At 44.2% G+C, this 25,652-nt stretch carries 22 protein-coding genes; 10 read left to right on the top strand and 12 right to left on the bottom strand.

Annotated features, from left to right (window positions below; translation table 11 throughout):
* Genes L4D05_RS10100 through L4D05_RS10110 form a run of 3 tightly spaced genes read right to left on the bottom strand, consistent with a single transcriptional unit; the run spans position 1 to position 2,471 of the window.
* On the bottom strand, positions 1-609 hold the full coding sequence (locus L4D05_RS10100; RefSeq protein WP_265675345.1) for a cbb3-type cytochrome c oxidase subunit II: 609 nt from the start codon (positions 607-609) through the stop codon (positions 1-3).
* A 1-nt stretch (position 610) separates the two neighbouring features.
* Positions 611-2,020 (bottom strand): cytochrome-c oxidase, cbb3-type subunit I, encoded by a 1,410-nt coding sequence (ccoN, locus tag L4D05_RS10105; protein WP_428793860.1) that lies wholly within the window; start codon positions 2,018-2,020, stop codon positions 611-613.
* A 10-nt stretch (positions 2,021-2,030) separates the two neighbouring features.
* Entirely contained in the window at positions 2,031-2,471 is a 441-nt protein-coding gene (locus tag L4D05_RS10110; RefSeq protein ID WP_313897276.1) for a c-type cytochrome, read from the bottom strand.
* A gap of 347 nt (positions 2,472-2,818) precedes the next feature.
* Here L4D05_RS10110 and L4D05_RS10115 point away from each other — a divergent pair, with 347 nt between their 5' ends.
* Positions 2,819-3,706: a PA4780 family RIO1-like protein kinase gene (locus L4D05_RS10115; RefSeq protein ID WP_428793861.1), complete on the top strand. Its 888-nt coding sequence runs from the start codon at positions 2,819-2,821 to the stop codon at positions 3,704-3,706.
* A 129-nt stretch (positions 3,707-3,835) separates the two neighbouring features.
* Here L4D05_RS10115 and L4D05_RS10120 read toward each other — a convergent pair whose 3' ends face one another.
* The 3 genes from L4D05_RS10120 to L4D05_RS10130 form a co-directional block, all read right to left on the bottom strand.
* A complete protein-coding gene (locus L4D05_RS10120) occupies positions 3,836-4,600 on the bottom strand; it encodes a hydratase (RefSeq protein WP_428793862.1) in 765 nt (254 codons plus the stop codon).
* A gap of 257 nt (positions 4,601-4,857) precedes the next feature.
* The gene (locus L4D05_RS10125) at positions 4,858-7,041 is read right to left on the bottom strand and encodes a malate synthase G (protein ID WP_428793863.1); all 2,184 of its coding nucleotides are present in this window, start codon (positions 7,039-7,041) and stop codon (positions 4,858-4,860) included.
* Between the two features lie 119 nt (positions 7,042-7,160).
* Positions 7,161-8,114: a LysR family transcriptional regulator gene (locus L4D05_RS10130; protein WP_428754903.1), complete on the bottom strand. Its 954-nt coding sequence runs from the start codon at positions 8,112-8,114 to the stop codon at positions 7,161-7,163.
* Positions 8,115-8,242: 128 nt separating this feature from the next.
* Here L4D05_RS10130 and L4D05_RS10135 point away from each other — a divergent pair, with 128 nt between their 5' ends.
* The gene (locus L4D05_RS10135; RefSeq protein ID WP_428754904.1) at positions 8,243-9,841 is read left to right on the top strand and encodes an isocitrate lyase; all 1,599 of its coding nucleotides are present in this window, start codon (positions 8,243-8,245) and stop codon (positions 9,839-9,841) included.
* Between the two features lie 186 nt (positions 9,842-10,027).
* Positions 10,028-10,612 carry a hypothetical protein gene (locus L4D05_RS10140; protein WP_428793864.1) on the top strand — a complete coding sequence of 195 codons (585 nt, stop codon included), beginning with the start codon at positions 10,028-10,030 and terminating at the stop codon, positions 10,610-10,612.
* Positions 10,613-10,760: 148 nt separating this feature from the next.
* Here L4D05_RS10140 and L4D05_RS10145 read toward each other — a convergent pair whose 3' ends face one another.
* Together L4D05_RS10145 and L4D05_RS10150 are read right to left on the bottom strand one after the other, a co-directional pair.
* Entirely contained in the window at positions 10,761-12,527 is a 1,767-nt protein-coding gene (locus L4D05_RS10145) for a DUF1501 domain-containing protein (protein ID WP_428793865.1), read from the bottom strand.
* Between the two features lie 6 nt (positions 12,528-12,533).
* Positions 12,534-14,024: a DUF1800 family protein gene (locus L4D05_RS10150; protein ID WP_428793866.1), complete on the bottom strand. Its 1,491-nt coding sequence runs from the start codon at positions 14,022-14,024 to the stop codon at positions 12,534-12,536.
* A gap of 489 nt (positions 14,025-14,513) precedes the next feature.
* On the opposite strand from L4D05_RS10150, the gene L4D05_RS10155 reads away from it, so the two are divergent.
* Positions 14,514-15,473: a LysR family transcriptional regulator gene (locus tag L4D05_RS10155; protein WP_428793867.1), complete on the top strand. Its 960-nt coding sequence runs from the start codon at positions 14,514-14,516 to the stop codon at positions 15,471-15,473.
* 50 nt (positions 15,474-15,523) lie between these two features.
* Here L4D05_RS10155 and L4D05_RS10160 read toward each other — a convergent pair whose 3' ends face one another.
* Positions 15,524-15,955, bottom strand: a complete 432-nt coding sequence (locus tag L4D05_RS10160) for a glycine zipper family protein (RefSeq protein WP_428793868.1) — start codon at positions 15,953-15,955, stop codon at positions 15,524-15,526.
* Between the two features lie 459 nt (positions 15,956-16,414).
* Here L4D05_RS10160 and L4D05_RS10165 point away from each other — a divergent pair, with 459 nt between their 5' ends.
* From L4D05_RS10165 to L4D05_RS10175, 3 genes are all read left to right on the top strand, one after another.
* Positions 16,415-17,446: a hypothetical protein gene (locus tag L4D05_RS10165; protein WP_428754910.1), complete on the top strand. Its 1,032-nt coding sequence runs from the start codon at positions 16,415-16,417 to the stop codon at positions 17,444-17,446.
* Positions 17,447-17,637: 191 nt separating this feature from the next.
* A complete protein-coding gene (locus L4D05_RS10170) occupies positions 17,638-18,177 on the top strand; it encodes a DUF3124 domain-containing protein (protein ID WP_428754911.1) in 540 nt (179 codons plus the stop codon).
* Between the two features lie 217 nt (positions 18,178-18,394).
* Positions 18,395-20,071: a glycoside hydrolase family 9 protein gene (locus L4D05_RS10175; RefSeq protein WP_428793869.1), complete on the top strand. Its 1,677-nt coding sequence runs from the start codon at positions 18,395-18,397 to the stop codon at positions 20,069-20,071.
* A gap of 30 nt (positions 20,072-20,101) precedes the next feature.
* Here L4D05_RS10175 and yjjG read toward each other — a convergent pair whose 3' ends face one another.
* The 3 genes from yjjG to L4D05_RS10190 form a co-directional block, all read right to left on the bottom strand.
* Positions 20,102-20,776 carry a pyrimidine 5'-nucleotidase gene (yjjG, locus tag L4D05_RS10180; RefSeq protein WP_428793870.1) on the bottom strand — a complete coding sequence of 225 codons (675 nt, stop codon included), beginning with the start codon at positions 20,774-20,776 and terminating at the stop codon, positions 20,102-20,104.
* Between the two features lie 324 nt (positions 20,777-21,100).
* Positions 21,101-21,949 carry a GMA family class A beta-lactamase gene (gene blaGMA, locus L4D05_RS10185; RefSeq protein ID WP_428793871.1) on the bottom strand — a complete coding sequence of 283 codons (849 nt, stop codon included), beginning with the start codon at positions 21,947-21,949 and terminating at the stop codon, positions 21,101-21,103.
* 148 nt (positions 21,950-22,097) lie between these two features.
* The gene (locus L4D05_RS10190) at positions 22,098-22,529 is read right to left on the bottom strand and encodes a DUF2000 domain-containing protein (RefSeq protein WP_428793872.1); all 432 of its coding nucleotides are present in this window, start codon (positions 22,527-22,529) and stop codon (positions 22,098-22,100) included.
* Positions 22,530-22,651: 122 nt separating this feature from the next.
* Here L4D05_RS10190 and L4D05_RS10195 point away from each other — a divergent pair, with 122 nt between their 5' ends.
* The 3 genes from L4D05_RS10195 (at position 22,652) to L4D05_RS10205 (ending at position 25,571) form a co-directional block, all read left to right on the top strand.
* Positions 22,652-23,095 carry an Lrp/AsnC family transcriptional regulator gene (locus L4D05_RS10195; protein WP_428793873.1) on the top strand — a complete coding sequence of 148 codons (444 nt, stop codon included), beginning with the start codon at positions 22,652-22,654 and terminating at the stop codon, positions 23,093-23,095.
* 649 nt (positions 23,096-23,744) lie between these two features.
* Entirely contained in the window at positions 23,745-24,476 is a 732-nt protein-coding gene (locus L4D05_RS10200; protein ID WP_428793874.1) for a FadR/GntR family transcriptional regulator, read from the top strand.
* Between the two features lie 6 nt (positions 24,477-24,482).
* Entirely contained in the window at positions 24,483-25,571 is a 1,089-nt protein-coding gene (locus L4D05_RS10205; RefSeq protein WP_428793875.1) for an ABC transporter ATP-binding protein, read from the top strand.
* The last annotated feature ends 81 nt before the right edge of the window (positions 25,572-25,652 follow it).

A 25,652-nucleotide genomic window follows, 5' to 3' on the forward strand; every position in this document is an offset into this window, starting at 1 on the left:
TTACAGTGCCTCCTCTGAGGTATCAACACCTAGACTTTGAAGGTATCGAATGAGTGCTTCCCCTTTTGTTTTACCTCGGACCTGTAATCGCGCATCTGCGATGTCTTCAGCTGAGTATGGAACACCAAGATCACGAAGCGTCTCCATTTTTCCAGTGATATCATCACCCGACAGTTTTTGCTCAAACAGCCACGGGTAAGACGGCATGATGGACGTAGGGACAACTTGACGGGGGTTGATAAGGTGGATGGTATGCCATTGGTCTGAATATTTTCTGCCCATATTGGTGAGATCGGGCCCGGTACGCTTCGACCCCCACAAATTGGGAAACTCATAAATGTCATCCGATTCTTTGTTCGCGCGACCATTCCGGGCAATCTCAGGATCAAGCGGACGCACCATTTGCGTGTGGCAGACGTGACAGCCTTCGCTAATATAAATATCTCGCCCAGCGACTTCTATTGCCGTCAACGGCAGTGCCGCGCTTCCGATCGCAATCTCAGGTCCTCTGACAATATTAGGCACAACCCAAACCAGTAAAGAAAAGGAAGCCACGACCACCGTGCTTACAATCAGTATGCCTACAGATTTAGTGAAATCAGCTGTCATATCAAGCCTCCTTTGCAACAACAGTGGCCGGAGAGCGAACCGTTTTGAATAAATTGAATGCCATCAGAAGTAAGCCAAGTACAAATAATGCGCCACCGAAGAAACGTAAAAACAGCCAAGGTGCCTTATAATCCATTGCTTCAACAAAGCTATATAACAGTGACCCGTTATCGCTTTGCGCCAACCACATATACCCTTCACCGATGCCAGCGACCCAAAGGGCGATGGCATAAATCGCCACACCAGCATGGGCCAACCAGAAGTGCCATTTTATTAGCCTATTTGACCACAGCGTTTCTTTACCCCACAGCCTCGGAATGAAGTAGTAAAACACCGCAATGCCCGACATCCCCACCCAACCTAGCGCCCCGGAATGCACGTGACCAATGACCCATTCCGTATTGTGCGCCACCATATTGAACCAACGAATCGCAAGCAGAGGCCCTTCAAACGTCGCAAGACAGTAATAGAGAATGGCTGAAAAGAAGAACAGCATGATGTAGTCTGATTTCAATTTTTTCTTATTTTGCAGTAACGTCATCGCACTATTGAAAGCCCCCCCCCATGACGGTAGCCAAAGGATAAGAGACATGACTATGCCGATGTTTTGTACCCAGACCGCCACCGAAGAGTAAATAAGATGGTGCGTCCCCGCCCAAGTGTAAAATCCCACCAACCCCCAAAAGTGGATCACCGACAGTCGATAGGAATAAATGGGTCTTTCCGACACTTTAGGTATGAAGTAATAATTCATGCCTATGACACCTGCCGTTAGGAGAAAACCAACCGCATTATGACCCCACCACCACTGTACGATGGCATCTTGAGCGCCAGCAAACACCGAATAGGACTTCATAAACGAGGCTGGCATGGCTAAGTTATTCACCACAAAAATCATCGCAACAACAATGATAAATGCCGCAAAAAACCAGTTGGCCACAAAGATATGCTGCACTTTTCGTTGACCGATGGTACCGAAAAACAGTACGGCATAAAGCACCCAAACCAATACAATGAGTAAATCAATCGGCCATTCAAGTTCAGCGTACTCTTTTGATGTGGTATAGCCCATTGGCAGTGTTAACACCGCCAGTAGTAATACTAATTGCCACCCCCAAAAAACCATCCAAGCTAGGCTTTTGTTATAGAGGTTGCATTGACCAGTACGTTGCGCGATGTAGAGTGATGTCCCCATCAAAATATTCACGACAAACCCATAGATAACGCCCGACGTATGCAAAGGACGCAATCGACCGAACTGTATGTATTGTGAGTCAAAATTCAACGCTGGCCAATATAACTGCGCCGCCAAAACCACCCCAATAATCATCCCTAAAATGGCCCATATTAGCGAAGCGACAATGAAGTATTTAACGACGTTAATATTGAATTGCGCGGACGTATCTTCCATGTGACGCCCCCTAATCAGATGTGCCAGAAACAGGCAGATTTTCATCGCTATTTGAATGACTCGCCTTATCTGTACTCTCACTGATGGAACCAAGCATTGAGTAGTAGTAAGCAATGTCCGACATGTCTTTGTCTGATAATGCATCGGCCTGTTGCTGCATTAACACAGCCAGTCCAGCGGAGCGTTCTCTCGACTGATAGCTCTTAAGTGAAGTGATGAGATAAGCCATCTTCTGCCCTCTCAAATTGGGATAGGATTCAATACTGGATATACCATTCACACCATGACACGCCATACAGACTTTGGCTTTCTGCTCTCCAAGAGTAAATTTTTCATCCGCACTTGAGAGGCTCGGCGCACCAAAGAGTAATACACACAACACAATGAGCAACAGCTTGTCGCCCATTCTGTTTGCAACCCAATTTTTTCCCATCACACACTTTCTTCCCATGACACAAATCCTTGATAGGTACGTTTTTTGATAGAAACTCTGTGTTGCTGAAGCTACTACGAAGAAATCTGCTTCAATCTATTTACCGACATCCTCTGGTTTCAGCGCAAAAAGCAACCCGAAATTAGCATGAAGACGTAACCGCTTAATCCGTCTTACAAGCCTGTTGTACGCACCAAAACACGCGGATGGACAAAAAGTAACTGTGACTAAAACCATAGGAGGGGGAGTGAGGTTTAGCAAATGAACTGCGAATTTCGGCTAAGATGCTCATCATGACGCAAAAATCCCAGCTTATTTTTCAACTTAACATGCCATTTTGCCGCTAAGTAAGGTATAACGATGCGATGAAAATACCTAAACGAATACAGCCCTTGGTCGACGACGGTCTCGTCGACGAGGTGACAAGCCAACTTATGAGTGGCAAAGAAGCGTCCGTGTACATTGTACGCTGTGGCGAAACCATCCGTTGTGCGAAAGTGTACAAGGAAGCAAGTCAGCGCAGCTTTAAAAAAGCGTCTGCTTATCGTGAAGGCCGTAAGGTGCGTAATAGCCGCCGCGCGCGCGCGATGGAAAAAGGATCTGGCTTTGGTCGTGAACAGCAAGAGAAAGTTTGGCAAAATGCGGAAGTCGATGCGTTATACAAATTAGCCGAAGCTGGTGTTCGAGTCCCTTCTCCCTATGGTTGCTTTGATGGGGTTCTACTGATGGAGCTGATCACCGATGATGAAGGCTATGTTGCCCCTCGACTCAACGACGTGACCATGTCCGCCGAGCAAGCCGTTGAGGATCACGATGTAATGATGGGTTATATCGTCAAAATGCTTTGTGTTGGGCTTATTCATGGCGATTTGTCAGAATTTAACGTGTTAGTGGATGAATATGGTCCGGTTATTATCGACTTACCACAAGCAGTAGACGCTTCAGCCAATAACAATGCAGAATGGATGTTAACGCGTGATGTCAACAATATCCGCGATTATTACAGCCAATTCGCCCCAGAGTTGTCCAGTACAGAATATGCCAAAGAAATGTGGGCGCTGTACGAAAAAGGCGAACTTACGCCGGAAGTCGAACTCACGGGTAAGGTACAAGAAAATACCGTCGAAGCTGATTTAGCCGCTATCATGCAAGAAATCGACGCCGCACGTAACGAAGAACGCTTCCGTCAAGAACGATTGAAAGAAGCAAAAGACGGCGTTGATGAAAGTAAATTCAACTGGAGTGAGAATTAACATCCGCAGTATAGCGATGTTATCCGATCTAGTCTGAACTCATATAAATAATGGTAGGCGCTGCCACGTCTACCATTATTGAAATACCGCTACACTAACTCACTACACCATCTCATTACACCATCCTCACTATTTTTTCTCATCAAACGTAATAGAGTATTCCCCTAGACCTTCATATTGAATCAATGTCGGCTGGTCAAAATCCACTTCAACAACCCCGCAATACGATCCAGTAATAATCGCCTCACCTGCTGCAAACTCCATCCCGCGACGCGTCATGGTATTGATCAACCAGTAGATAGGGTTTTGCGGTAACGAGTTAGGGTGCTTGCCAGAAAAGACTTGAACCAGATCTTCTTGAGTTATCGAGATGCCCACCTTCGCCGCCAAAAATGCTTTATCTCGTTCAATTTCTGGGCCGATAAACAAACCTTGGTTGACTAAACAATCCGCTAATACTTCATAAAATTCAGCGCCACTGTCCTCTGCAAAGCGAGCTTGAATCAACTCTAAAGCCATATGGCAAGAACCAATCGCATCATTAATTTCAGCTTCAGAGTAGCCTGCTGGGTTGGCAGGTAATGACTTAGCTAAAACAAAGGCAATTTCAGGTTCAACCCGTGCCTGACTGTTATCAGCAAAAAGCTCGCAACGTTCGCCTCGCTGTATACTATTAGCAAAAATTGGCGCCACTATAAATTTGTCTTCAGACAACGGAAGTAAACACTTCCACCCGCCCACTTTATCGCTATGCAGCGCAATCATTGCTGATTGGATCTGCAGTGCTTCTTCAAGCGTGCGTGGACGCAACAATTCACTCATTCGTGGTGCTTTCATGCCAGCAACTCGGTGACTTAACAACTCACGAGCGGCTTGGTTATTATTACTGTTCATCGTGTACTACCTAAGATCAATTTTTCTGATTGTATCCAAATCTCACCACAATGAATATAAGGTAAATCATAGATATATCATTGTGTTGATAGGTAATTATCATTGGACGAGATAACTATTTTGGACAGAAAATAACTATAGTGAGCAGCAAATAACTATGGTGATCAGCAAAATCGGCGCATTTAATGACGAGAAATAAAGCAAAAAAAACCGCGCTCGAAAGCGCGGGAACTTGGGCAGTTTACGGGGGAACGGTTTTATGTATTAGCTTTTAGCTTTAAACGCATTGCATGCAGTACGGGTTCGGTATAGCCACTTGGCTGAGCACAACCTTCAAACACCAACTGACACGCTGCGGAAAACGCAATGCTCTCTTTAAAGTTTGGTGCCATATTTTGATAACTAGGATCACCTGCATTCTGTTCATCGACCACTGCGGCCATGCGCTGCATGGTTTCCATTACTTGGGCTTTTCCACAAATACCATGTCGTAACCAGTTAGCAATGTGCTGACTAGAAATACGCAATGTCGCGCGATCTTCCATCAAGCCAACATTGTTAATATCCGGCACTTTTGAACAGCCCACTCCTTGGTCAATCCAACGCACCACATAGCCAAGAATGCCCTGCGTGTTGTTATCCAGTTCATTCTGGATATCTTTCGCCGTTAGCTTTTGCTTGCCTAACAAAGGAATTGTCAAAATATCATCGACGTTTGCTCGAACACGTTCACGGAGCTCTTTCTGACGACTCGGTACACTTACTTTATGATAATGGAGGGCGTGTAACGTCGCGGCTGTTGGCGATGGCACCCATGCGGTATTTGCCCCTGCCTGAGGGTGGCCTATTTTCGCATCCATCATCTTTGCCATATTGTCTGGCTCAGGCCACATGCCTTTACCAATCTGAGCTTTGCCTTGCAACCCACACGCTAAGCCTAAATCCACATTTTGATCTTCATAGGCACCGATCCAGGTCATTGATTTTAGTTGAACCTTAGGTGCAAACGGTCCCGCCTCCATGCTGGTATGGATTTCATCACCTGTACGATCTAAAAAGCCAGTATTGATAAAGACCACACGCTCTTTTGCTGCTCGAATACACTCTTTAAGGTTGACCGAAGTACGACGCTCTTCATCCATAATACCCACTTTAATGGTATTACGTTCAAGGCCTAGCGCCTCTTCAATGCGACCAAATAATTCATTGGTAAATGCCACTTCTTCAGGGCCATGCATCTTAGGTTTTACAATATTAATGCTGTTCGCCGTCGAGTTCTGATACGCGCTATTCCCTTTAAGATCGTGCATAGCGATAAGTGACGTAATCATGCCATCCATAATACCCTCAGGCACTTCATTCCCATCGGCATCAATGATCGCAGGGTTAGTCATTAGATGGCCCACATTACGGATAAACAGCATGCTGCGACCTTTTAGCGAAATTTCTCCGCCCGTCACACTGGTATAATGTCGGTCCGCATTAAGTCGTCGCACTATGGTTTTACCATTTTTCTCCAGCGACTCTTGTAAATCACCCTTCATTAAACCGAGCCAGTTTTGATACGCCAGAGCTTTATCTTCACCATCAACAGCAGCAACAGAATCTTCACAGTCCATAATCGTGGTTAACGCCGCTTCAACGACAACGTCCTTGATACCGGCTGCGTCCACACTGCCGATAGGAGCACTTGGATCAATCTGAATTTCAATATGCAGGTTATTGTGCTTAAGAAGAATGCAGGATGGTGCGGTTGCCTCACCTTGGTATCCGATAAATTGGGTGCCGTCCATTAACGTCACTTCCTCACCGTTCCCCAGCGTCGCCGTTAAAGTATTACCAATGCTCACGTCTGAAATACTGTATTGCGTGACATCTTTATGTGAAACGCCGTTTAGTGGTGCGGCTTCATCAAGAAACTCTCGAGCATAGGCCACAACCTTCGCTCCACGAACTGGGTTAAAACTGCCGCCTTTCTCTGCGCCATTATCTTCGCTGATAACATCCGTGCCATACAGAGCATCATACAAACTCCCCCAACGAGCATTGGCAGCATTCAGAGCGAATCGAGCATTCATTATCGGCACCACCAGCTGCGGCCCCGCTTGAGTGGCAATTTCAGGCTCCACATTCGCGGTTTCGACTTGGAAGTCTTCGCCTTCCGCAACCAAATAACCAATCTGTTGCAAAAACGCTTTATATTCTGCCGCATCAAGGGCATGCCCTGCACGTTCTTGATGCCACACATCTATCTGATGCTGAAGATCATCACGCTTAATGAGTAACGCCCTATTCTTTGGGGCTAAATCACTAAGAATCGTTTCAAACGACTGCCAAAATTCATCAGCATTAATCCCTGTTCCTGGGATAGCTTGTTCATTTACTAACGCGTAGAGGGAGCTATCAATGCTCAAGCTTCCCTGTTGAATACGATTGCTCATAGGATCTCTCTCGAATTTACCGATTACGTATAAAGAAAACTCTACGTAATGGATGATAATTTAGCTAATTTATGCCACTTATAGTGAACATTCACATACTAAATACCCAATTAAGGGGACTATTCCGTCACACCACTCTCTATTTCATTCGCGACGCTTTTAATCAATCGACGCATCCATTGGTGATCAGGATTACTCTGTAACAAAGGGCTCCATGCCATCTTTACTTCAAATGGTTCAATGGCAAAAGGGGCAGGTTTAATCATCAGTTTGGGGTTATTGCGCTGTGATTGCGCAGCTTTACTCGGAATAGTAAGAATAAGATTTTTCTGTTGTGCAAACAGCACTGCCGACAGGTAGTGGCGAGTAAATACCGTGATATTACGTGTCTTACCGATACGCATTAATGCTTCATCAATCCAACCCAGTTTCTGCGCTTCACTCGGGTTTATACCCACGCCTGTACCCATTCCGGTTTTACTCACCCAAATATGCTGGGCTTTTAGATAAGAGAAAATATCGAAGTTTTCTGCAATCGGATTATCTCGACTAAATAAACAAGAGAAGCCGTCATGCCAAAGACTCATTTGATGGAAGGACTGGGGGATATCATCAAAGCGGTTAATAATTATATCGACGGTGCCCTGCTCAACATCTTGGTAGCTCACATCACTGGGCGTCATGATATCAAGGCGTATTTTAGGTGCGATTTCACTTAGCCGTTCCAATAAAGGCTGAATAAGTGTTGACTCCGCGTAATCACTAGCCATGATCCTAAAAACTCGCTCACTGTCTTCTGCATTAAATTCAGTGGTGGGTTGCAGTGCTTTCTCAACGTTGGCGAGTACATTTCTAATCACAGGCTGTAGCTTTTGCGCCCGCTCGGTTGGAATCATGCCCTCGCTCGTTCTCACCAATAAAGGGTCTTCAAATAAATCCCTTAATCGACGTAGTCCATTACTCATTGCCGGTTGAGTGATCCCCAACTGATTCGCTGCTCGGGTTACGTTTCGCTCTCTAAGCAAAGTGTCTAAATACACAAGTAAATTAAGGTCTATACGAGCAATATTCATAAAATAAATACCGAATATAATAACTATAAATTAACAAAATTATCACACAATCGCTTACGCTTTGTCCATGGTTAAGATTTAGCCCAGGCCGGTTTGGCCACATATCCAACTGAAACTAAGGAAGAGTTATGTCGCAAATCACACAAGATATCGAAATGATCGAAGTTGCTAAACGCACTGCTGGTGCTCCGTGGGATGCTATTAATCCAGAATCTGCGGCTCGTATGCGTGCTCAAAATAAATTCAAGACAGGTCTAGATGTCGCGCAATATACGGCAGATATTATGCGTGCTGATATGGCGGCTTATGACGCAGATAGCTCTCAGTACACACAATCACTAGGTTGCTGGCATGGTTTCATTGGTCAACAAAAAATGATTTCTATTAAGAAGCATTTTGGTGGCAAAACAGACCGACGTTACCTTTACCTTTCTGGTTGGATGGTTGCGGCACTTCGCTCTGACTTCGGCCCACTACCAGACCAATCTATGCATGAAAAAACCTCGGTTGCTGGTCTTGTTGAAGAGCTCTATACCTTCTTGCGCCAAGCGGATGCCCGTGAGCTAGGAGGTCTATTCCGTGCACTAGACGATGCACGTGAAGCAGGCGATGTGAGTGCACAAGATGCGATTCAAGACCAAATTGACAACCACGTCACACACGTTGTGCCAATCATCGCTGATATCGATGCTGGTTTTGGTAACGCAGAAGCGACTTACCTAATGGCAAAACAAATGATTGAAGCGGGCGCGTGCTGTCTACAAATTGAAAACCAAGTAGCTGATGAAAAGCAATGTGGTCACCAAGACGGTAAAGTAACGGTGCCTCATGCCGATTTCCACGCTAAGCTACGTGCGCTTCGTTATGCCTTCCTTGAACTGGGTATCGACAACGGCATCATTGTTGCGCGTACCGATTCACAAGGTGCTGGCCTTACTAAAGAAATCGCGGTAGTTAAAGAGCCAGGTGACCAAGGTGACGTATACAACTCTTACTTAGATGTAGAAGAAATCGATGTAGCGGACATGGCAGAAGGCGACGTATGCTTTAACCGCGACGGCAAGCTGGTTCGTCCTAAGCGTTTACCATCTGGTTTGTACCAATTCCGTCAAGGTACTGGTGAAGACCGTTGTGTATTTGACTGTATCGAAGCAATTAACGCAGGTGCCGATCTACTGTGGATTGAAACTGAAAAGCCGCACATAGGTCAAATTAAAGAAATGATGGACGGTGTTCGCGCTGTTCACCCTAATGCGAAACTGGTTTATAACAATTCACCATCGTTCAACTGGACGCTTAACTTCCGCCAACAAGCGTACGACGCAATGGTTGAAGCGGGTGAAGATGTGTCGGCCTACGACCGTTCAAACCTAATGAGCGCGGACTACGATGAAACAGAACTGTCTACTCGTGCTGATGAGCGCATCCGTACATTCCAAGCAGACTCTTCACGTGAAGCGGGTATTTTCCATCACCTAATCACGCTACCAACGTACCACACTGCAGCACTGTCTACGGATAATCTGGCTAAAGAGTACTTTGGCGACCAGGGCATGCTAGGTTACGTAGCAAACGTACAACGTAAAGAAATCCGCCAAGGCATCGCTTGTGTTAAACACCAAAACATGTCTGGTTCTGACATTGGTGACGACCACAAAGAATACTTTGCTGGCGAAAATGCGCTAAAAGCTGGTGGTGCATTGAACACTTCTAACCAATTTAACTAATCCATGAACTCACGAGCCCATAACTCACTCGTGAGCCAATGAGTAAAACTGGTTAAAGTAATAAGAGAAACTGGTTGAAGTAATGAGAGAAAAGCGGCTTTCGGGTCGCTTTTTTATCTCTAAGACTTTGTTAAAGTAGTGAATACAGCGACTACACTTAAAATTCATTGTTTGTTGAGAACGCCTATGACTGATACGCCTTTATATCTTCAAGATACAAAACAATTACTGTCTGACGATGGTTTTGCCACCAGTGACATTTGGTATCACGGCACGTCATCAGCACTGCTCGCTTCCATCCAAGGTCAAGGGCTGAAACGCTCTGGTGACAAAGCACTAAATGAAGCCGCTAGAAATACCATGGCCACGATCGGCAATAACTATACGGAATCCGTCGAACCGGTGTTTTTAACGCAGAGTAAAGAACTGGCTTATTACTGGGCTACGCAGACCGTACGAGAGCGACGTGCACGATTTGAAGGTTCTGAGCAGCCTATTGTACTTGCGGTCACCTTGTCAGAGAAACAAAATGCCAACGTCAAACCGGATGTGGGTGCCATGAGCCTCTTACTCATGGACAGTGGCGAGCAATTTATGGCGCACTTAGCGAGTCTCTATGAGAAGAACGGACTGGCTGTCCCAAATATCGATTTACGAAATGCCGATCGTATGGCTTTTCTTAAACAACTTGGCATGGCCTATATTAACCAAGATATTAGCTTAGCGTGTGTGACAGCACTGTCAGACCCAAGCGCTGCTGCCGTAAAGTAACACCTTTACCTTATCTCGCTGTATAGATCTCTATCCTACGTACAAATAACAACCCACGCTCACAGAGTCATCTCGACACCGACTCTATGGACGTGGGTTCTGTCTTACTGCATGCGCCTGTATCTCATCCGCAGACTTTGAATGCGCGCTATTGAGTTATCCCCCACACTTCAATTTCTTGGAAATTATTCCAACGAACCAAACCTGCATTAACAGAATCATTATTGCCATTACATGTCAGTCGAATAATTTTTGCTTCCTGAGTGCCCAAATCAATATCAACGAATCCAGTACTATTGCCAGGAGAAAGATAACTCAGCAGAGGCGTAAATGTAACACCATCGCCACTCACCGATATATCCATCAGATACTGCCTTACATCCCCTTTAGCCTGCGATACTCTAAGAACATTGACCATCGCTAAGTTCGTTAAAGTAATCTCAAACTGTATCCCTAACCCTTTCGCCGTCCATTTAGTCGTAGGATCGCCATCAATCGCCATTTGGGGAGTATGATCCACTCTTGTCTCTGAAGCGCTCACTTGGGCAATATCTAATCTTTGGCTTTGTGCTAAGTCACTGCCCAAAAAGCTCAAATAGCGGCTAGGAAATGGATTGTCATTATCCGGCGACAGCGTCGGGAAAATATAATCAATTCCTGCATCGGATAGCCCAAACCAACGACATAGCGTCGCCGCATACTGTTCCGATGCCGTGGTTGGAATGAATTTGTTGCCTACCGCGTCAGGACCATCTTTAACAAACGTCGGATATCGCCCGTACGCTTTGCCGCCTTTAACACTTCCGCCAATGACAAGTTGGTTACTTCCCCAGCCATGATCGGTGCCTTGATTACTGTTGTTCTCTATGGTTCTACCAAAATCGGACATCGTAAATGTTGTCACGCTGTCCTCCAAGCCATCGGCTTTCAATGAGGCATAAAAAGCGGAGAGTGCATCATCAATCGTTGCAAGTAGATCATCATGCTTACCGCGTTGATTACTATGATTATCAAAACCACCCAACGAGATAAAATACACTTGCCTAGATTGATTCAATCCTTGGCTCGCCTGAATCAGCCTCTTCACCATCTTAAACTGGCCTCCTAAGTAGCCAGCTGGAATGGTAGGATCTTCTGGGTGCTGATCTAGCATATCGCCAAGTGTGGTTTGAAAATCTAAAATGTCTTGAAAACGCTGTAAATACGCCCGACCAAACACAGAGGCATTGTTATCTGCTAGCAATTTGCCAATATTATTATTCACTGAATTAACTGATAAGGACGACATGGCACGAATGCCAGAAGCGCTAACTCGCAAATCTTGCACGCCCTGCCCATTCATCAATTCATTACCGGAAAATGACATATTGGGTGAAATGGTCTCAGCACCGGATGCCAGAATGTCCATCATCATGCCAGCCCAACCATAAGGATGATATTGTCGTGTGCCCCACCCTCTTTGCCACGCCAATTGTTGTTTATTATGTGCCCCTAGGTTGGGCGAACGTGCGACATTGCCATAATTGGCTTTGGTGGTCGGTTCTAATAACGTTCCCACATTGACAACGCTGGTCGCCACCTTCTCTTCAAATAAAGAGGCGATTTTAGGCATCGCACCATTGAGTACTAAATTATTTTGCTGATCATCTAATAGCTTACCCAGCGTAGCCTTTTCATGATCCCACAGCTGTATTGCAGGTCGAGCATTACGATAATTATCCAAATTCTCGCCAGAATCCGGAATCAACATATTAAAAGAGTCATTGCCTCCAAACAGGAACAAGCAGACCAGCGCTTTATAATCTCCCTCCGTGTTAGCCAAAGCACTTGAAGGAAGTGACAACGTCAACGGAATTGATGTTGCAGCAGAGCCATACACGGTACTTTTCAAAAAATTACGTCTTGATAATTTCATAGCCGCTTACTCCTGAATCATAAAGTTAGGTGAAATAAAGGCAAAATAGAGCATGGCGGATATCGCGTATGGCTTATTGTTACTACTTTTGGCGTTCCATAACGCTTCTAGTCTTGGAGCAATATCTAGCGGTATTTCTCCACCATAAAAACGATCAGCAAACAAACGACTCAGTGCCTCAAAATCCCCCGCGGCAGCAACAAAATCAGACACATCAGGATATATCTCGTTAGTACTGTTTGAATTCGTTTTGTAACCGTTATCCGCCACCAGCTTCCATGCAATGTTGCTCATTTTAATCGTTTGATTCCAGTCCATAATGGCCAGCTCTGGTGCAGTTAAACCCAGCCCCTCTAGCTCTCCTGCAGGCATATAGTCGGGAGAATAGAAATTAAATACCGACGGCGAACCGAGTGGGTACTGGCCAAATGTTTCTTGGTATAACATGGCATTTCGCACCGTTGTGCCTCCACCGCCGGGTTGACTGTTGAGAGCGCGATAAAGAAAGCTCATAGCCAAGATGGGCTCTCGAACCTTTGCTGTTTCTCCGTTTAGTACAGTGTCATCAAGCAGTATCGCTTTAATGACTTCAGATAAATTCCCCTGAGTCTGACGAAATACCGTGGCGACTCGCTGCACATAAGCAGGTCCTGGGTTGGAGGTGACAAAACGCTTAATCAAAAGAGTGGCAATATGAGGTGCGGTACTGGGGTGATCGACTAATAGCTGTAGGATATGCTGCAACTCTTCTTCAGCACCGACGCCCGGTGGAAACGTGACGCCTAATACCTGCTTTTCTTCCCTATCGTGGTAGGTATCATTCGCTATCATCGGCTCAGACATATTGCTATCGGACATGAACCAGCCAGTAAAAATACGCGCCATACTCTCTACGTCGGCATCGTCATAGTTAGCTTCTGGTTCACCGAACTCGTTGAGATACAAGGAACCATCATCATTAAGCCGATTCAAACCAATGGTAAAAAGTTGCATCACTTCACGAGCATAGTTCTGGTCTGGATTAACGCCCGTCTCACTCTTTGGCAAATTACCAACCATCGTCAGATATGTCCCCATCACCGGAGAACGAGTTACATGATAGAGTAGTGTTTTGTAGTCACTAAACGCATGAGTCGTAAGTAGATCATAGTAATTTGCAAGCTCCAATGGGTAAGCCGCCAATTGGGCATCGTGATCCCCTACCACCAGAATTTGACTCAAAGCAAACGACATCCGTTGCCTTAATTGCGCTTGGTCCCAAAGTGCCATATCAAACCACCCGCACACTCTCATTTCCGCGCTGACCGTACTAGAACCACGATCTTGTTGTTGAGCCTGAGTTCTTGATACATGAGAGGTGTAAGATTCCGATATTTGCTTTTCTATCCAATCACTTCGATCGTCAGTTAATAAAAACTCACTTACCTCTTCTTTCTTTACTCCCATTGTTGAACAATCTAAAAATCGAAATGCTTGCTTATATGACAAACCATCCATAGTTTATTCCCCTACTAATTTATTACTGCCGAACATCCATTTACTACCGTAGTACTTCATTAGAACAACAACAATAACCAAGCCAATAATACCTGCGAATCGGAATAATACACAAAACAACCAACACCAATAAAAAAAATGCATTACAGAACTAAAATATCAAATTAAAAACATAAAATAAATTCAATATAAAAATAGAACAATGACTTTATTAATATTACATTCAATATATCCACTTAAAATACAAAGAATATATTAATGGTCATTTTATTGACGAAACAACGCCATTATTATGTCATAAGTCCAAGTTAAATAATAAACAACATAAAAACATCATTTAATAGAAGTGCCTATTCGTTCATAAATTATCGCTATAAGATCAATGCATCAAACTAACCGCTCTCACGGCGTTAAGTGACACTCTACACTTGAATTGCTATCCATTCCGATGTACAAATTTACTAAGAAATATTACTTTGGTGCATTTCAATGGTCACATTAGAGCAACAACTGTCTCGGTTAGATCTCAACCTTTTGGTGTCACTGAGTGTCTTACTTAAAGAAAAGAACGTTACTCGCGCAGCCCAAACGTTATACCTTTCCCAGCCAGCTATGAGCCGCACTCTAAGTCGCCTACGAGACTTGTTTGACGATCCGCTTTTTTATCGGGAGTCTAATGGCTTAGTACCAACACAGAAAGCGTTAGACTTAGAAATGCCACTCGCAGAACTGTTGCGCGCGACCCAATCCCTAGTCGCAAAATCGGCCTTCGCTCCGGAAAAATGTGAGCAAACTTTTGTTATTTCTATCCCGCCACTGATGAGTAGTTTTCTTTCCGCTCCCCTTGCTACCGCGCTTATCAAGCAAGCGCCGCACGCAAGCCTGGTTGAATTCCCTATAACGACCAATCCGGTTCAGCAATTGGCATCACGCGATGTCGACTTTTCAATACATATTAACGCACCGGCCGATAGCATTGAGTTTCCCTATCAAAAAATAGGGACCACTTACCCTGTTTTTTATGTTGCCAAAAACCATCCACTTACTCGTGCAGATTCGGTCACACTGGAAGATTGTTTACGCTATCGGTTTGTCGACATGAGCTTAGACATTCGCTCGGCAATTGGCATTAGCAACCCCGTCGATGTTCACCTTGCGAAACAAGGTATTGAGCGAGATATTGTCTTTAAAAGTGCACAATTGTTTACCCTTGTCGAACTCATGCAGCACACCAACACTGTTATGGTCGCTTCCCACAGGCTCACTGATTTGAGCCACATTGGCGATCAACTTGTTCCGGTACTCTCACTGAATAACGAGCCCGATCTTGCCGTTGATCTTTACCTTATCGAACACAAAAGAACCGCAACAAGTGCGGCTCATCAATGGCTGAAACAATTGATTATTTCTACAATCCAAGAAGCTTGGCTTCCTCATGTGAGTCACTAACCACTAGCTTCAAAGACCATCTCAGGTAGCAAACACACCGCTACCTGAGATCAATTTAACGCAACATAATGTTTCTCAATCATACAATTACGCAAAACCGTTTTGTACGAAGCCTCCGCTTCCTCTTGATTAGCCTTACTCTCTTGGCGAGCCGACAATCGACCGCCAACAACGCCAATTGCCGCGCCAGTTTTCGCGGCGTCAGAGCCACTGTTACCACTGACTGAACCCACTATCGCACCAGCGGCGGCACCTTTCGCAGCACCACGAGCACCAGAGCCCCGTGTTTGTGTTTCTGGTTGCGAACTCGCTTGGGTCGCAATCGACACACATTCATTTAGCTCGGCTTGCGCCACTTCATGGCTCACATTGTCATAATCAAAAGCCAAGTTGCTACGAGGCTCTACTAAAGCTCCTCCGTTTGAGTAGGATGCGCTCGACCAAACCATCACAGTGGTCACTAAAAGGAATTTATATCGCAAATTTCATATCCTCATTTGATACATTCTGGTCACTCATATCTATATTGAGTCAAACCCTGCCGATGAGGAAAACTTACGCGAATAGAATAATTACTGCTAATCATAATAATGCATATTAGTTATACATCTAGAGCATAACTATACACTCCACCACGTAACAACTAACGTGTCACTCCACCTCAGGCCAGTGCTGTCTACCAGTCAACTTCCGTTATACATACTTACCAATCGATATGTGTAAAACACATATCTAATATCCACTGATATCATTTTAAATTATGCCAACTCACGATTATAGTGAATAACAGATGATGAGCAGAGCACTTAGCAACAGGAGTAAGTGACTAGAAATCATAACGCTACTTATCGCGTCAACGGACTTGCTGATTTCATCTACTCCATCAATTAAATCGAGCCCCCCTTTTACTTATCGTAAAGAGACTAACGGAGAGACCATATATGAACACAGCAAGCATCACCACACTAAGCCTAATTGCGAGTGCCTTTATCACCACCTCTGCTTTTGCCGAAAACGCTACGCCCGTAACCAGCGCTCAAACCATCAAGATCACCGAACAAAACTTTACCCACGCGGAAACAGCGCGTAACTACCGTAATTGGGCGAAGAAAGGGGCGACTCACCAATTTGTCAAAATGCAGGGGCTGCCTCCCCGTGGCAAAGCGGCGCCTACCGTGCAGATGAACGACGACACGTTATACGGCGTTGCCATTGTCAAAGCTGTTGATGGTTTTGTAACGTTCTCTATACCTAAAACGAATAATTATATGGCGGTTCAGGTAGTCACAGAACGAGGACATGGGCAACATTATGTCGTGGAAGATGGACACTACAGTGTGAGTGTGGAATCTGAATATGCATTCGTATTGTACCGCTCAGGAACAGAAAACGGCATTGCTGAAGCAAAAGCAGAACTCGATAAAATCGATACTTCCGATTTTAATTTTGCAACAGACTATCAAGTACAACCCTACAACTATGATGATGTCGAAGCTTGGGTCCAAAAATACACTCGGGAAGTGAATGATATGACAAACTTTACTTACACTTTCCCAAGAACCAGTGACAAAGTCACCGACCTTCATCAATGGAACTTAGAAAATGCCGCTGGCTGGGGTGGCGCAAGCCCTGAAGCGTTTATCGGTAATAAATATTCAAACAGCCCTAAAATGAAGGCCGCCACTTGTTACACAACAACATTCAACAACCCGGAAAACCGATTTTTCACATCTATCACAGCTTATGACTCAGATAAATATCTCATAGAAGGCGTCCGTCATATTAGCTCGAATTCGTGGCAGGAAAATAAAGATGGCACCGTTACGGTATCTTTTAACTGCGGCGACACTGCGAAAAACAACATCGATACAAAAGGACAAGACTTTACCTTTACCTCACGCCACTATGGCGTCAACCCGACGGTGATGAAAGCCAAGCATGATCCCATCATCTCGGCATTGATCACGCAATAAACATAAGGCCCTCTGGATACTGGGATGTTCCCAGAGGCCCCCTCTTTCTCATCAAACGAATACACTCTCTTCCAACACACTTTCTAACAAAATCAATGGCTATCGTGAAGTGTGTTTTGATGGAAAATAACCCATTATCACCTTGATACCGCTATAATAGTCTTCAACCCTAAAGCCCCTTAGGAGAGTCTATGAGATCAAAACATAATGCCAGCCAATTCGTTTCCATTATTTCTGTCATCTTAGTACTTGGTTTAGCCATTTACCTCGGCAATCTCGTCAAATCGGTTGATACCATAGAAGAAAAACTCAGCCATCAGGCACAACAGATTGAAAGAGCCGCGATTGTCCCCACTAGCCACGGTGCAAAAGGCGCCTATGTGCCCGTTTATTCACACATTTACACCGACGGTGGTAAACCCGTTCTACTTGAATCTACCCTGGTTATTCGTAATACCGACCCAACCAACGCGATTAACATCCATAGTATCGATTACTACAATACAAACGGTGAACACCTAAGGCAGTTTATTGCAGAAGGCTATGAACTCAACGCCATGTCTAGCGCAGAATACTTAGTTGAAAAACGCGAAGTCAGCGGTGGCGCGGGTGCTAACTTCTACATTCAATGGTCAAACCCAAATAGTGCCACAGCTCCTATTTTCGAAGCGGTCATGATTGGCGCAGGTGAAGGCAACAATGTTTCATTCACCAGTCGTGCTCCTCTGTGATCGACTCGTATTCCCCTGTGATCTAAAGCTGAACTAACCAATTACTTGTAGTCCTCGACTCCCTTTATTAGACAGGCAGTACCAAAGTGCGTACTGCCTCCATCACTACCTTAATAAATCTTTTGGAAAACAAGCTTACGCAATCCTAGTATGCATACAAGGTTGCGATGCCACTCGTAATGAACGAAAACTGATAAGCAAATTCAAAAGGTTAACCATGACTAAATATCTTATTTTGTTGTTTTTTTGGTTCAGTGCCGCTCTCTATGGCAATACTGTCGTGTTAAACCAACTAGGCTATGAACCAGAAGCGAATAAACACGTCTACTTACTTGGTTCAAATGTAGATAGCATTACCTTATTATCCATGCCAGAAGACTTTGAAGTCGCGACATTTAAACTGCAATACAATAGTAAATTGAGCGACGGAAAAACGGTACATGTCGCAGATTTCTCTGCCGTATCAGAGGCTGGTTGGTACTACTTCCGCACAGGTGAACAGCGGTCAGTCCCTTTTGAAATTCGCAGTAATGTTTACCGAAGTTTAAGCGATAGCCTTATCCATGCCTTATACCTACAACGCTCTGGTTCTCCCGTGCATTCCCCCGTAACAGGAATGGCTCGGCCACCTAGCCACAATCGAGATGCTGTCATTTTTCGAGGTGATGCCATCAACCCAACCGGCACCTATATCAACGCGGTTGGAGGGTGGTACGATGCGGGCGACTTTGGCAAATATATATCCACTGCAACCATTACCATCGCGCGATTATTGGAAGCCTACCGCCAAGCTCCTGATTACTTCAAAGCAGACCACCCACAAGCCCTGCCTACCATTCTTGCTGAAGCTCAATATGGCCTACAATGGATGGAAAAGATGCAACGCAGTGATGGTGCGGTATATCGTAAATTATCAGGGGCATCTTGGCCTGCAAAAATCCCACCATGGCTTGATACCCAACAGCGTTATATTTTTGGCGTCAGTACCCCTGATACCGCAAAGTACGCCGCCACGATGGCGTTCGCAGCAAGAATATACCAACCCTACGATAAAAAACTCGCCGCTCGCTGGCTAAAATCAGCGCAATCCGCTTGGAACTACCTTGCTACTCAACCAAGCCAATATATCGATTGGCAAAAAGCAGATGATAGCGGCTCTGGCCCCTACATCTATAACGAACATGATCAGGAAGCGTCTCTTCAGACTGACGTCGATGATAGATTATGGGCAGCAGCGGAGCTTTATTTAACTACCAACGATGAGTCGTTCCGAGCGTATTTTGAACAACACTACCAAGATACCATTAGGCAAAACGCATCACTGTTTGATTTTTTTGAATGGAAAAATCCCGCTATCATGGGGATCTGGCATATGATGCAAGCGTTAGACACGCCCCTCTCACAACAAATGAAAGATGATTTAAACGCCCTTGCGCAGCGCTACGCCACACTAGCGACTCAATCGCCATTCTATGTCGCTAATCAGAAGTTTATATGGGGTTCCAACAAGATGGTCGCGGAAATTGGTATTGTTCTAGCGTGGAGCGACATGATTTCCAACACAGACAAACACCGTAAGCTAGTCCAATCACAAATTGATTATCTGCTTGGCGCCAACGCCTTCAATATGAGCTTTGTCACGCACTTCGGAACACACAGTGTTCGTAACCTACACCACCTTTACAGAATCGGCACAGGGGTGAGTTTACCCGGCTTTCTTGTTGGAGGACCCAATATCAAAGCACAAGCCAATATTGCGCCAAAAGATATGGGCATGCTCAGTTATGTTGATAGTGAAAAATCCTACGCCGTCAACGAGTTTGCCATTGATTACAATGCTGCGTTGATTGGCTTACTGGCAATTCAGTCGACTTACTCTACCATTAGTGACTAGTCACTAATGGTAGAGTGGCAATTACCGCGCTTAAGCAACCAGAATTTGTTGCAGCTGCAGCAACGAGTTCACTTCATAATGTGGCTCAATACCTTGCGGCTTCTCATGCCCTTGTGTATTAAGCCAGCACGTTTCAATACCAAAATTGAGCCCACCTAGCACGTCTGAATGCGGGTTATCCCCCACCATTAGCACGCGTGTTTTGCATGGATTCCCCATCAAGGTCATCGCATGAGAGAAAATGCCTTCATCCGGCTTGGCGATGCCCACTTCTTCAGAGATCACCACATGATCGAAGTAATGCGTCATGTCGGTGCGCGCCAATCGAATTGCCTGTAGTTCGGTAAAGCCATTGGTAATGATACCGAGCTTCGCCTTACCAGATAACGCATCCATCAGCTCTCGGGCACCCGGCAGCAAGGTACAAATGTCCGCCATCGCATCTAAAAAGGCGCTATTCAAAGCGAGTGGTGTGGTATCAAGCCTCTCTGCCCAACCTTCAAAGCGAATCTGTTTTAGCTGTGCTGCGGTGATTTTTCCATCTTGATAGTCAACCCAAAGCGGCTTATTAACCAACTGATACTCTGCGTAATCATCACGAGTGAAATCAACACCGAACCTTTCAAACATCAGCCTCATGCCAGCAAATGCATCGAAGTTAAAAATGGTTTCATCGGCGTCAAACAAAATCCAATCGTATTTCATCAATCGTGTTCCTTAGGTAATGACAGGGGCAATAAGTGCAACGAATTTTGCTACAAATGAGGAATTTGTCAATCAACTATTGCCTTTCTTTTCCTGCAAATTCCGCCGCCTATTGACTCGCTAGGATTCAGCAATAACATATTAAAATCAGGGCATTATAGATTTCTAGCCTTTAGTTTTACCAAAAAGTTTTTCAGATTTATCCATCACCCTAGCATGGGGCATAAGTTCCGCTTTTCTACGTGCTGATGATGAGCATGCCGTACAACCCAATTTGGCACTTCACGGCATATCTATTGTCAATAGTATGACAATCTCCTAGCGTTACTTTGCAGCATACTCTTCGAAAATAGCCTTACCAATTTCACTAATTACTTGATTACGTTCTGGCATTGATAGGTTGGTTTGTGTCAGGTAGATACTAATGATTAGTGGCTCGCGCTCGTTAGTCCAAATAGCTGCTGTAATACCACGGGAGCCGTTAGCACCTGCGCCAGAACGGTCTGCAATAGACCACCCTTGTGGCAAAACAGAACGGAGTAAAGAATCGGAAACAGTGTTCCCTTGCATCCATTCCTTAAGTTGGTTTTTTGAATCTTGAGCCAATACATCTTCGAATAAAATATGGCGTAAGGTCTTATTCATCGCATTTGGTGTCGTTGTATCTCTTAGGTCACCAGCTTTGGCTTGGTTTAGTTCAGGCTCAAAGCGATCTAATTGAGTTACATCATCTCCGGTCAAACGTAGAAATTCAGTGACGCCCTGTGGGCCTCCGATATGCTGTAAGACTATATTTGCAGCAGTATTATCACTAGTTTTCATCGTAGCTTCACAAGCATTTTCAATGGTAATTGAACCACCAACCATTTTTTTTGTGATTGGTGACCAAGCGATTAGTTCATCCGACTTTACTAGCGCCAGTGTATTTATATCTAATATGTCTCTATCAGAGTCTTGTAGCATTTTCGCACATGCTAATGTCTTGAAGGTACTCATCATAGGGAACCTTTCATTCCCTTTATAGTGCCATTGTTGATCGTTGGAATCTAAAACTGATACACCTATGCGCCCCGAGGTACGCTGCTCTATTGAATAGATCGAATCGTTTAATGTTGAAGCTGTCGATAGAAAAGAAATGAACAAACAGCTCGAAAGTAAGATGGTTTTTTTCATAGTAATCCGATTGTTTGTGTAATAAGGCTAAATTTAGGGGGCGGGATAATACAGGCTAAAGGTTGATATATTAGACACACTGAAGCCTCTGCTAAATGAGTTCCCAAGTTCCATGAGTGTTTTTTACGGAACAGCCACAATAGTTATCCTATCTGAACAAGCTAAACTTCTTTGTCACCTCTCGAATTACATCTGTTTCACCAAATAGGCATATCCCTAAGTAATTCAGTTCTAATTCCGGTGTTTTCTTTGTCTTAGACAACTGTACTATTGAGCCACCTTCAATCATGGTATGGGTAAAAACTGTGAATTTAATTCCTCGGGCAATCGCTTCTTCTCTCACCTTCCTAATTTTATTTGAATTATCTGCTTTCAAAACGATAAATGGGTAATGAGATACACTACGGTGTAGATTGTTGTCCTGGTCCGTATAGTCAACATAGACCGCATCATCAGATGTCAGCAGGTTCGACAAGCCAACGCTAATGTGACCAAGTACATTGACTGTACGCCCTGCATCCATTTTTTTATTCAGAATCGCAACAAATCGTTTTTTCGTTTCATCTGATAGGTTATTCATTGATTAACCTTATTAGTTAAAGCATGACTCATGTGACTGTTGAACCTACTATATATACCTTTCCACGAAATGTGCTTGCGTATATTGTGAAGAATAAGAAAATTTCACAATAAAAGTGACATATGGATGGCTACAACGAAAGAATCTTGCAAGAGTTGACTGCAAATGGAAGAATCACAAATGCAGAGCTGGCACAAAAGATAGGCCTGTCGGCATCCGCATGCTTACGCCGTGTTCAAGAGTTAGAGAGTAAAGGAATCATTAAAGGCTATCGTGTAGTACTTGATTCTAAAGCTCTTGGCCGCGGTTTTGTTACATACGTTACAGTTGGTCTTTCTACACATACAAGTGAAGCACAAAAAAGTTTTGAAGATGCGATTTCTCTATCACACGAAGTCGTGGAATGTCATAACGTGACTGGGGGGTTTGAATATTTATTACGTGTAGAAACTACAGATTTAAAAAGCTACAAAGCATTTCATTCTAACACCCTTGGAATGCTCCCTCACGTTGCCATGATTACAACTCATGTGGTTATGGAGTCTACCAAGGATGACCGAGAATAATCAGATAGAGTGTGTGACTTTTTACACCCACCTGTAGCATTGATACGCAAAAGAGCGTTTAAGCACACTCGTTGCCCTGCGCTCCGTACTGCCCGAAGCCAAGCAAAGCGCTGCTTTGATAATGCGATAATATTGAGAACAAGCGATGTAATGCATGAAATAAATTTTGTGACGAAAAAGTAGAGATATTTTGCTCTGCTCTAAGGGGGGTCAGTACTAAAAGTAAGTCCTATTCCAAACAACTTAGCCGTCAAGCATAACTATAAACGGTTGTTTATTTTTAATTCTTTATTTTTGTTACAAAAAAACCACCATTTTTAGATGATTACCAGTCCACCATCGTAGAAAAAATCGCAATCGACTGAAATAAATGCATCAAAGCTCCTGCCAAACCCATCAAAACTGGTATTTAGTTCATACCAATATAGAGATTTAACACTCTGCAAAAAGGCATTTTTGATAACCCGATCAACAAAACGATCAAAAAACAATCAATTTGATTGTAAATTATACCGACTTGCCATTATTTTTAACACTACTTGGTTGTCCTCTATCAAACTAAGCCATCCAATCACAGCAAAAAAGAACAAATTGGTATTATTTAAATACCAGAAGAAAAACGTGGTTATCTAACAAGGATCGAAACACTATGCCCAATGATTTGAAGGAATCACCCAAATACAGCTCTGACGTGTCTAGGCTTACACTAAAGGCGCAAATATCGGACAAATTAAGCGCTTTGATCGCGTCGCGGATGATTGATGAAGGAGAGGCATTGCCATCAGAGCGCGAGCTGGCCAAATCGTATGACGTCAGCCGAGAAACAATACGTGGTTCGTTAAACATCCTCAGCGAGCGAGGATTGATTACAGTGTCTCGGGGCAGGAAAAGTATCGTAGCCGAAGGGGCGACCAAAATTATTCAGTCAAACCATTTGGTAGACAACATCCAAAGTTTTGATGCTTTCACTGTCGCCGAAACACGTAAGGTAATCGAGCGAGCGATATTGCGCTCTGCAGCGATTAATATCAAGGACGAGGATCTCGATAAGTTGTCATCTTTGGTCGAATACCAAGAGACCGTACTTGATGACCACGTGGCGTTTCAAGTATCGGATAAAGAGTTTCACACGATTATCTATCAATCATGCCGGAACAACTTGTTATCTAAGATTGCCATCGACGTTTACTCCTACGCATTAGAGCACCGGACAGCTGCGTTGGCAGAAGAAAAATCAACCGTTAGAAGTATTCGGGAGCATCACCAAATTCTTAGGTCACTTAAAAACCATGACCCTGATGCCGCTGAGCGTTCCATATTGGGGCACGTGGACAGCATCTTTAAATCAACACTGATCATGCAAAACAAGGATGACGAGTAACCGATTATGCCTGTAATTACGTTAAATAAGCTAACAAAACGATATGACTCTACCGAAGTTATTCACCAAATTGATTTAGTGATGGACGATAACGAATTTACGGTGTTTGTAGGTCCGTCTGGGTGTGGCAAGTCGACGACGCTAAGAATGATCGCAGGGCTAGAAACGGTGAGTAATGGCGAGATTAGAATGGACGACCGTCCGATTTCTAACCTCGAACCTATCGACCGTGATATCGCGATGGTGTTCCAAGATTATGCACTCTATCCACACATGGATGTATACAAAAATATGTCCTTTGCGTTGCGTCTTGCGAAGCACCCTAAACGTGACATCGAAAAGCGTGTGGCTGAAGCCGCGGAAATGCTCGGTCTTACTGAATACTTGCACAGAAAACCCGCGGAGTTATCCGGTGGTCAAAGGCAGAGAGTTGCAATGGGTCGTGCTTTGGTCAGAAACTCTTCGACCTTGCTGATGGACGAGCCTCTATCAAACCTTGATGCTAAATTGCGTGGACAAATGCGTGCTGAACTCGCGATGATGAGTAAAAACATCAAGAAAAACATTATCTACGTGACTCACGACCAGATCGAGGCGATGACACTTGCAGACCGAATCGTTGTAATGAAAGATGGTTACATCCAACAACACGGGACGCCAAGAGAGTTGTTTGAGAAACCGAGCAATAAGTTCGTCGCGGGCTTCATGGGGATGCCGCCAATGAATTTCCTAGACATGCACCTCGAACATATGGGCGATAAGATTTATGCCGTTGGTGCTGGCTGTAAGCTCGAATTGCCAGAGCCAGAGGACAATTCTAATCTACCAGTTTCGGGGGAAATCACGGTAGGAATCCGTCCATCCGCATTGACATCACTTACATCTTACCAGTCCAAAAATATCGTTACATTCACTATTAACGTGATGGAATATATAGGAAATCAAACCGTCTTAATTTCGGAAATTCAAGGAAAAAGATTTATGGTTGAAGTCGATTCACTCGATGAATATAACGATGGTGATACCGTCAAATTTCAAGTAAAGCCGGACGATATTTATCTTTTTAACAAACATACGGAAGAAGCTATTTACTAATTATAAAAATAATTTCGAAAATTAAGCCGTAAATAAAAAAACGACAAGGACATATAATTCATTCTCTTGCTCTTAGGAGGC

The sequence above is a fragment of the Vibrio nomapromontoriensis genome, assembly GCF_050337205.1.
GTDB classification, from domain to species: domain Bacteria; phylum Pseudomonadota; class Gammaproteobacteria; order Enterobacterales; family Vibrionaceae; genus Vibrio; species Vibrio nomapromontoriensis.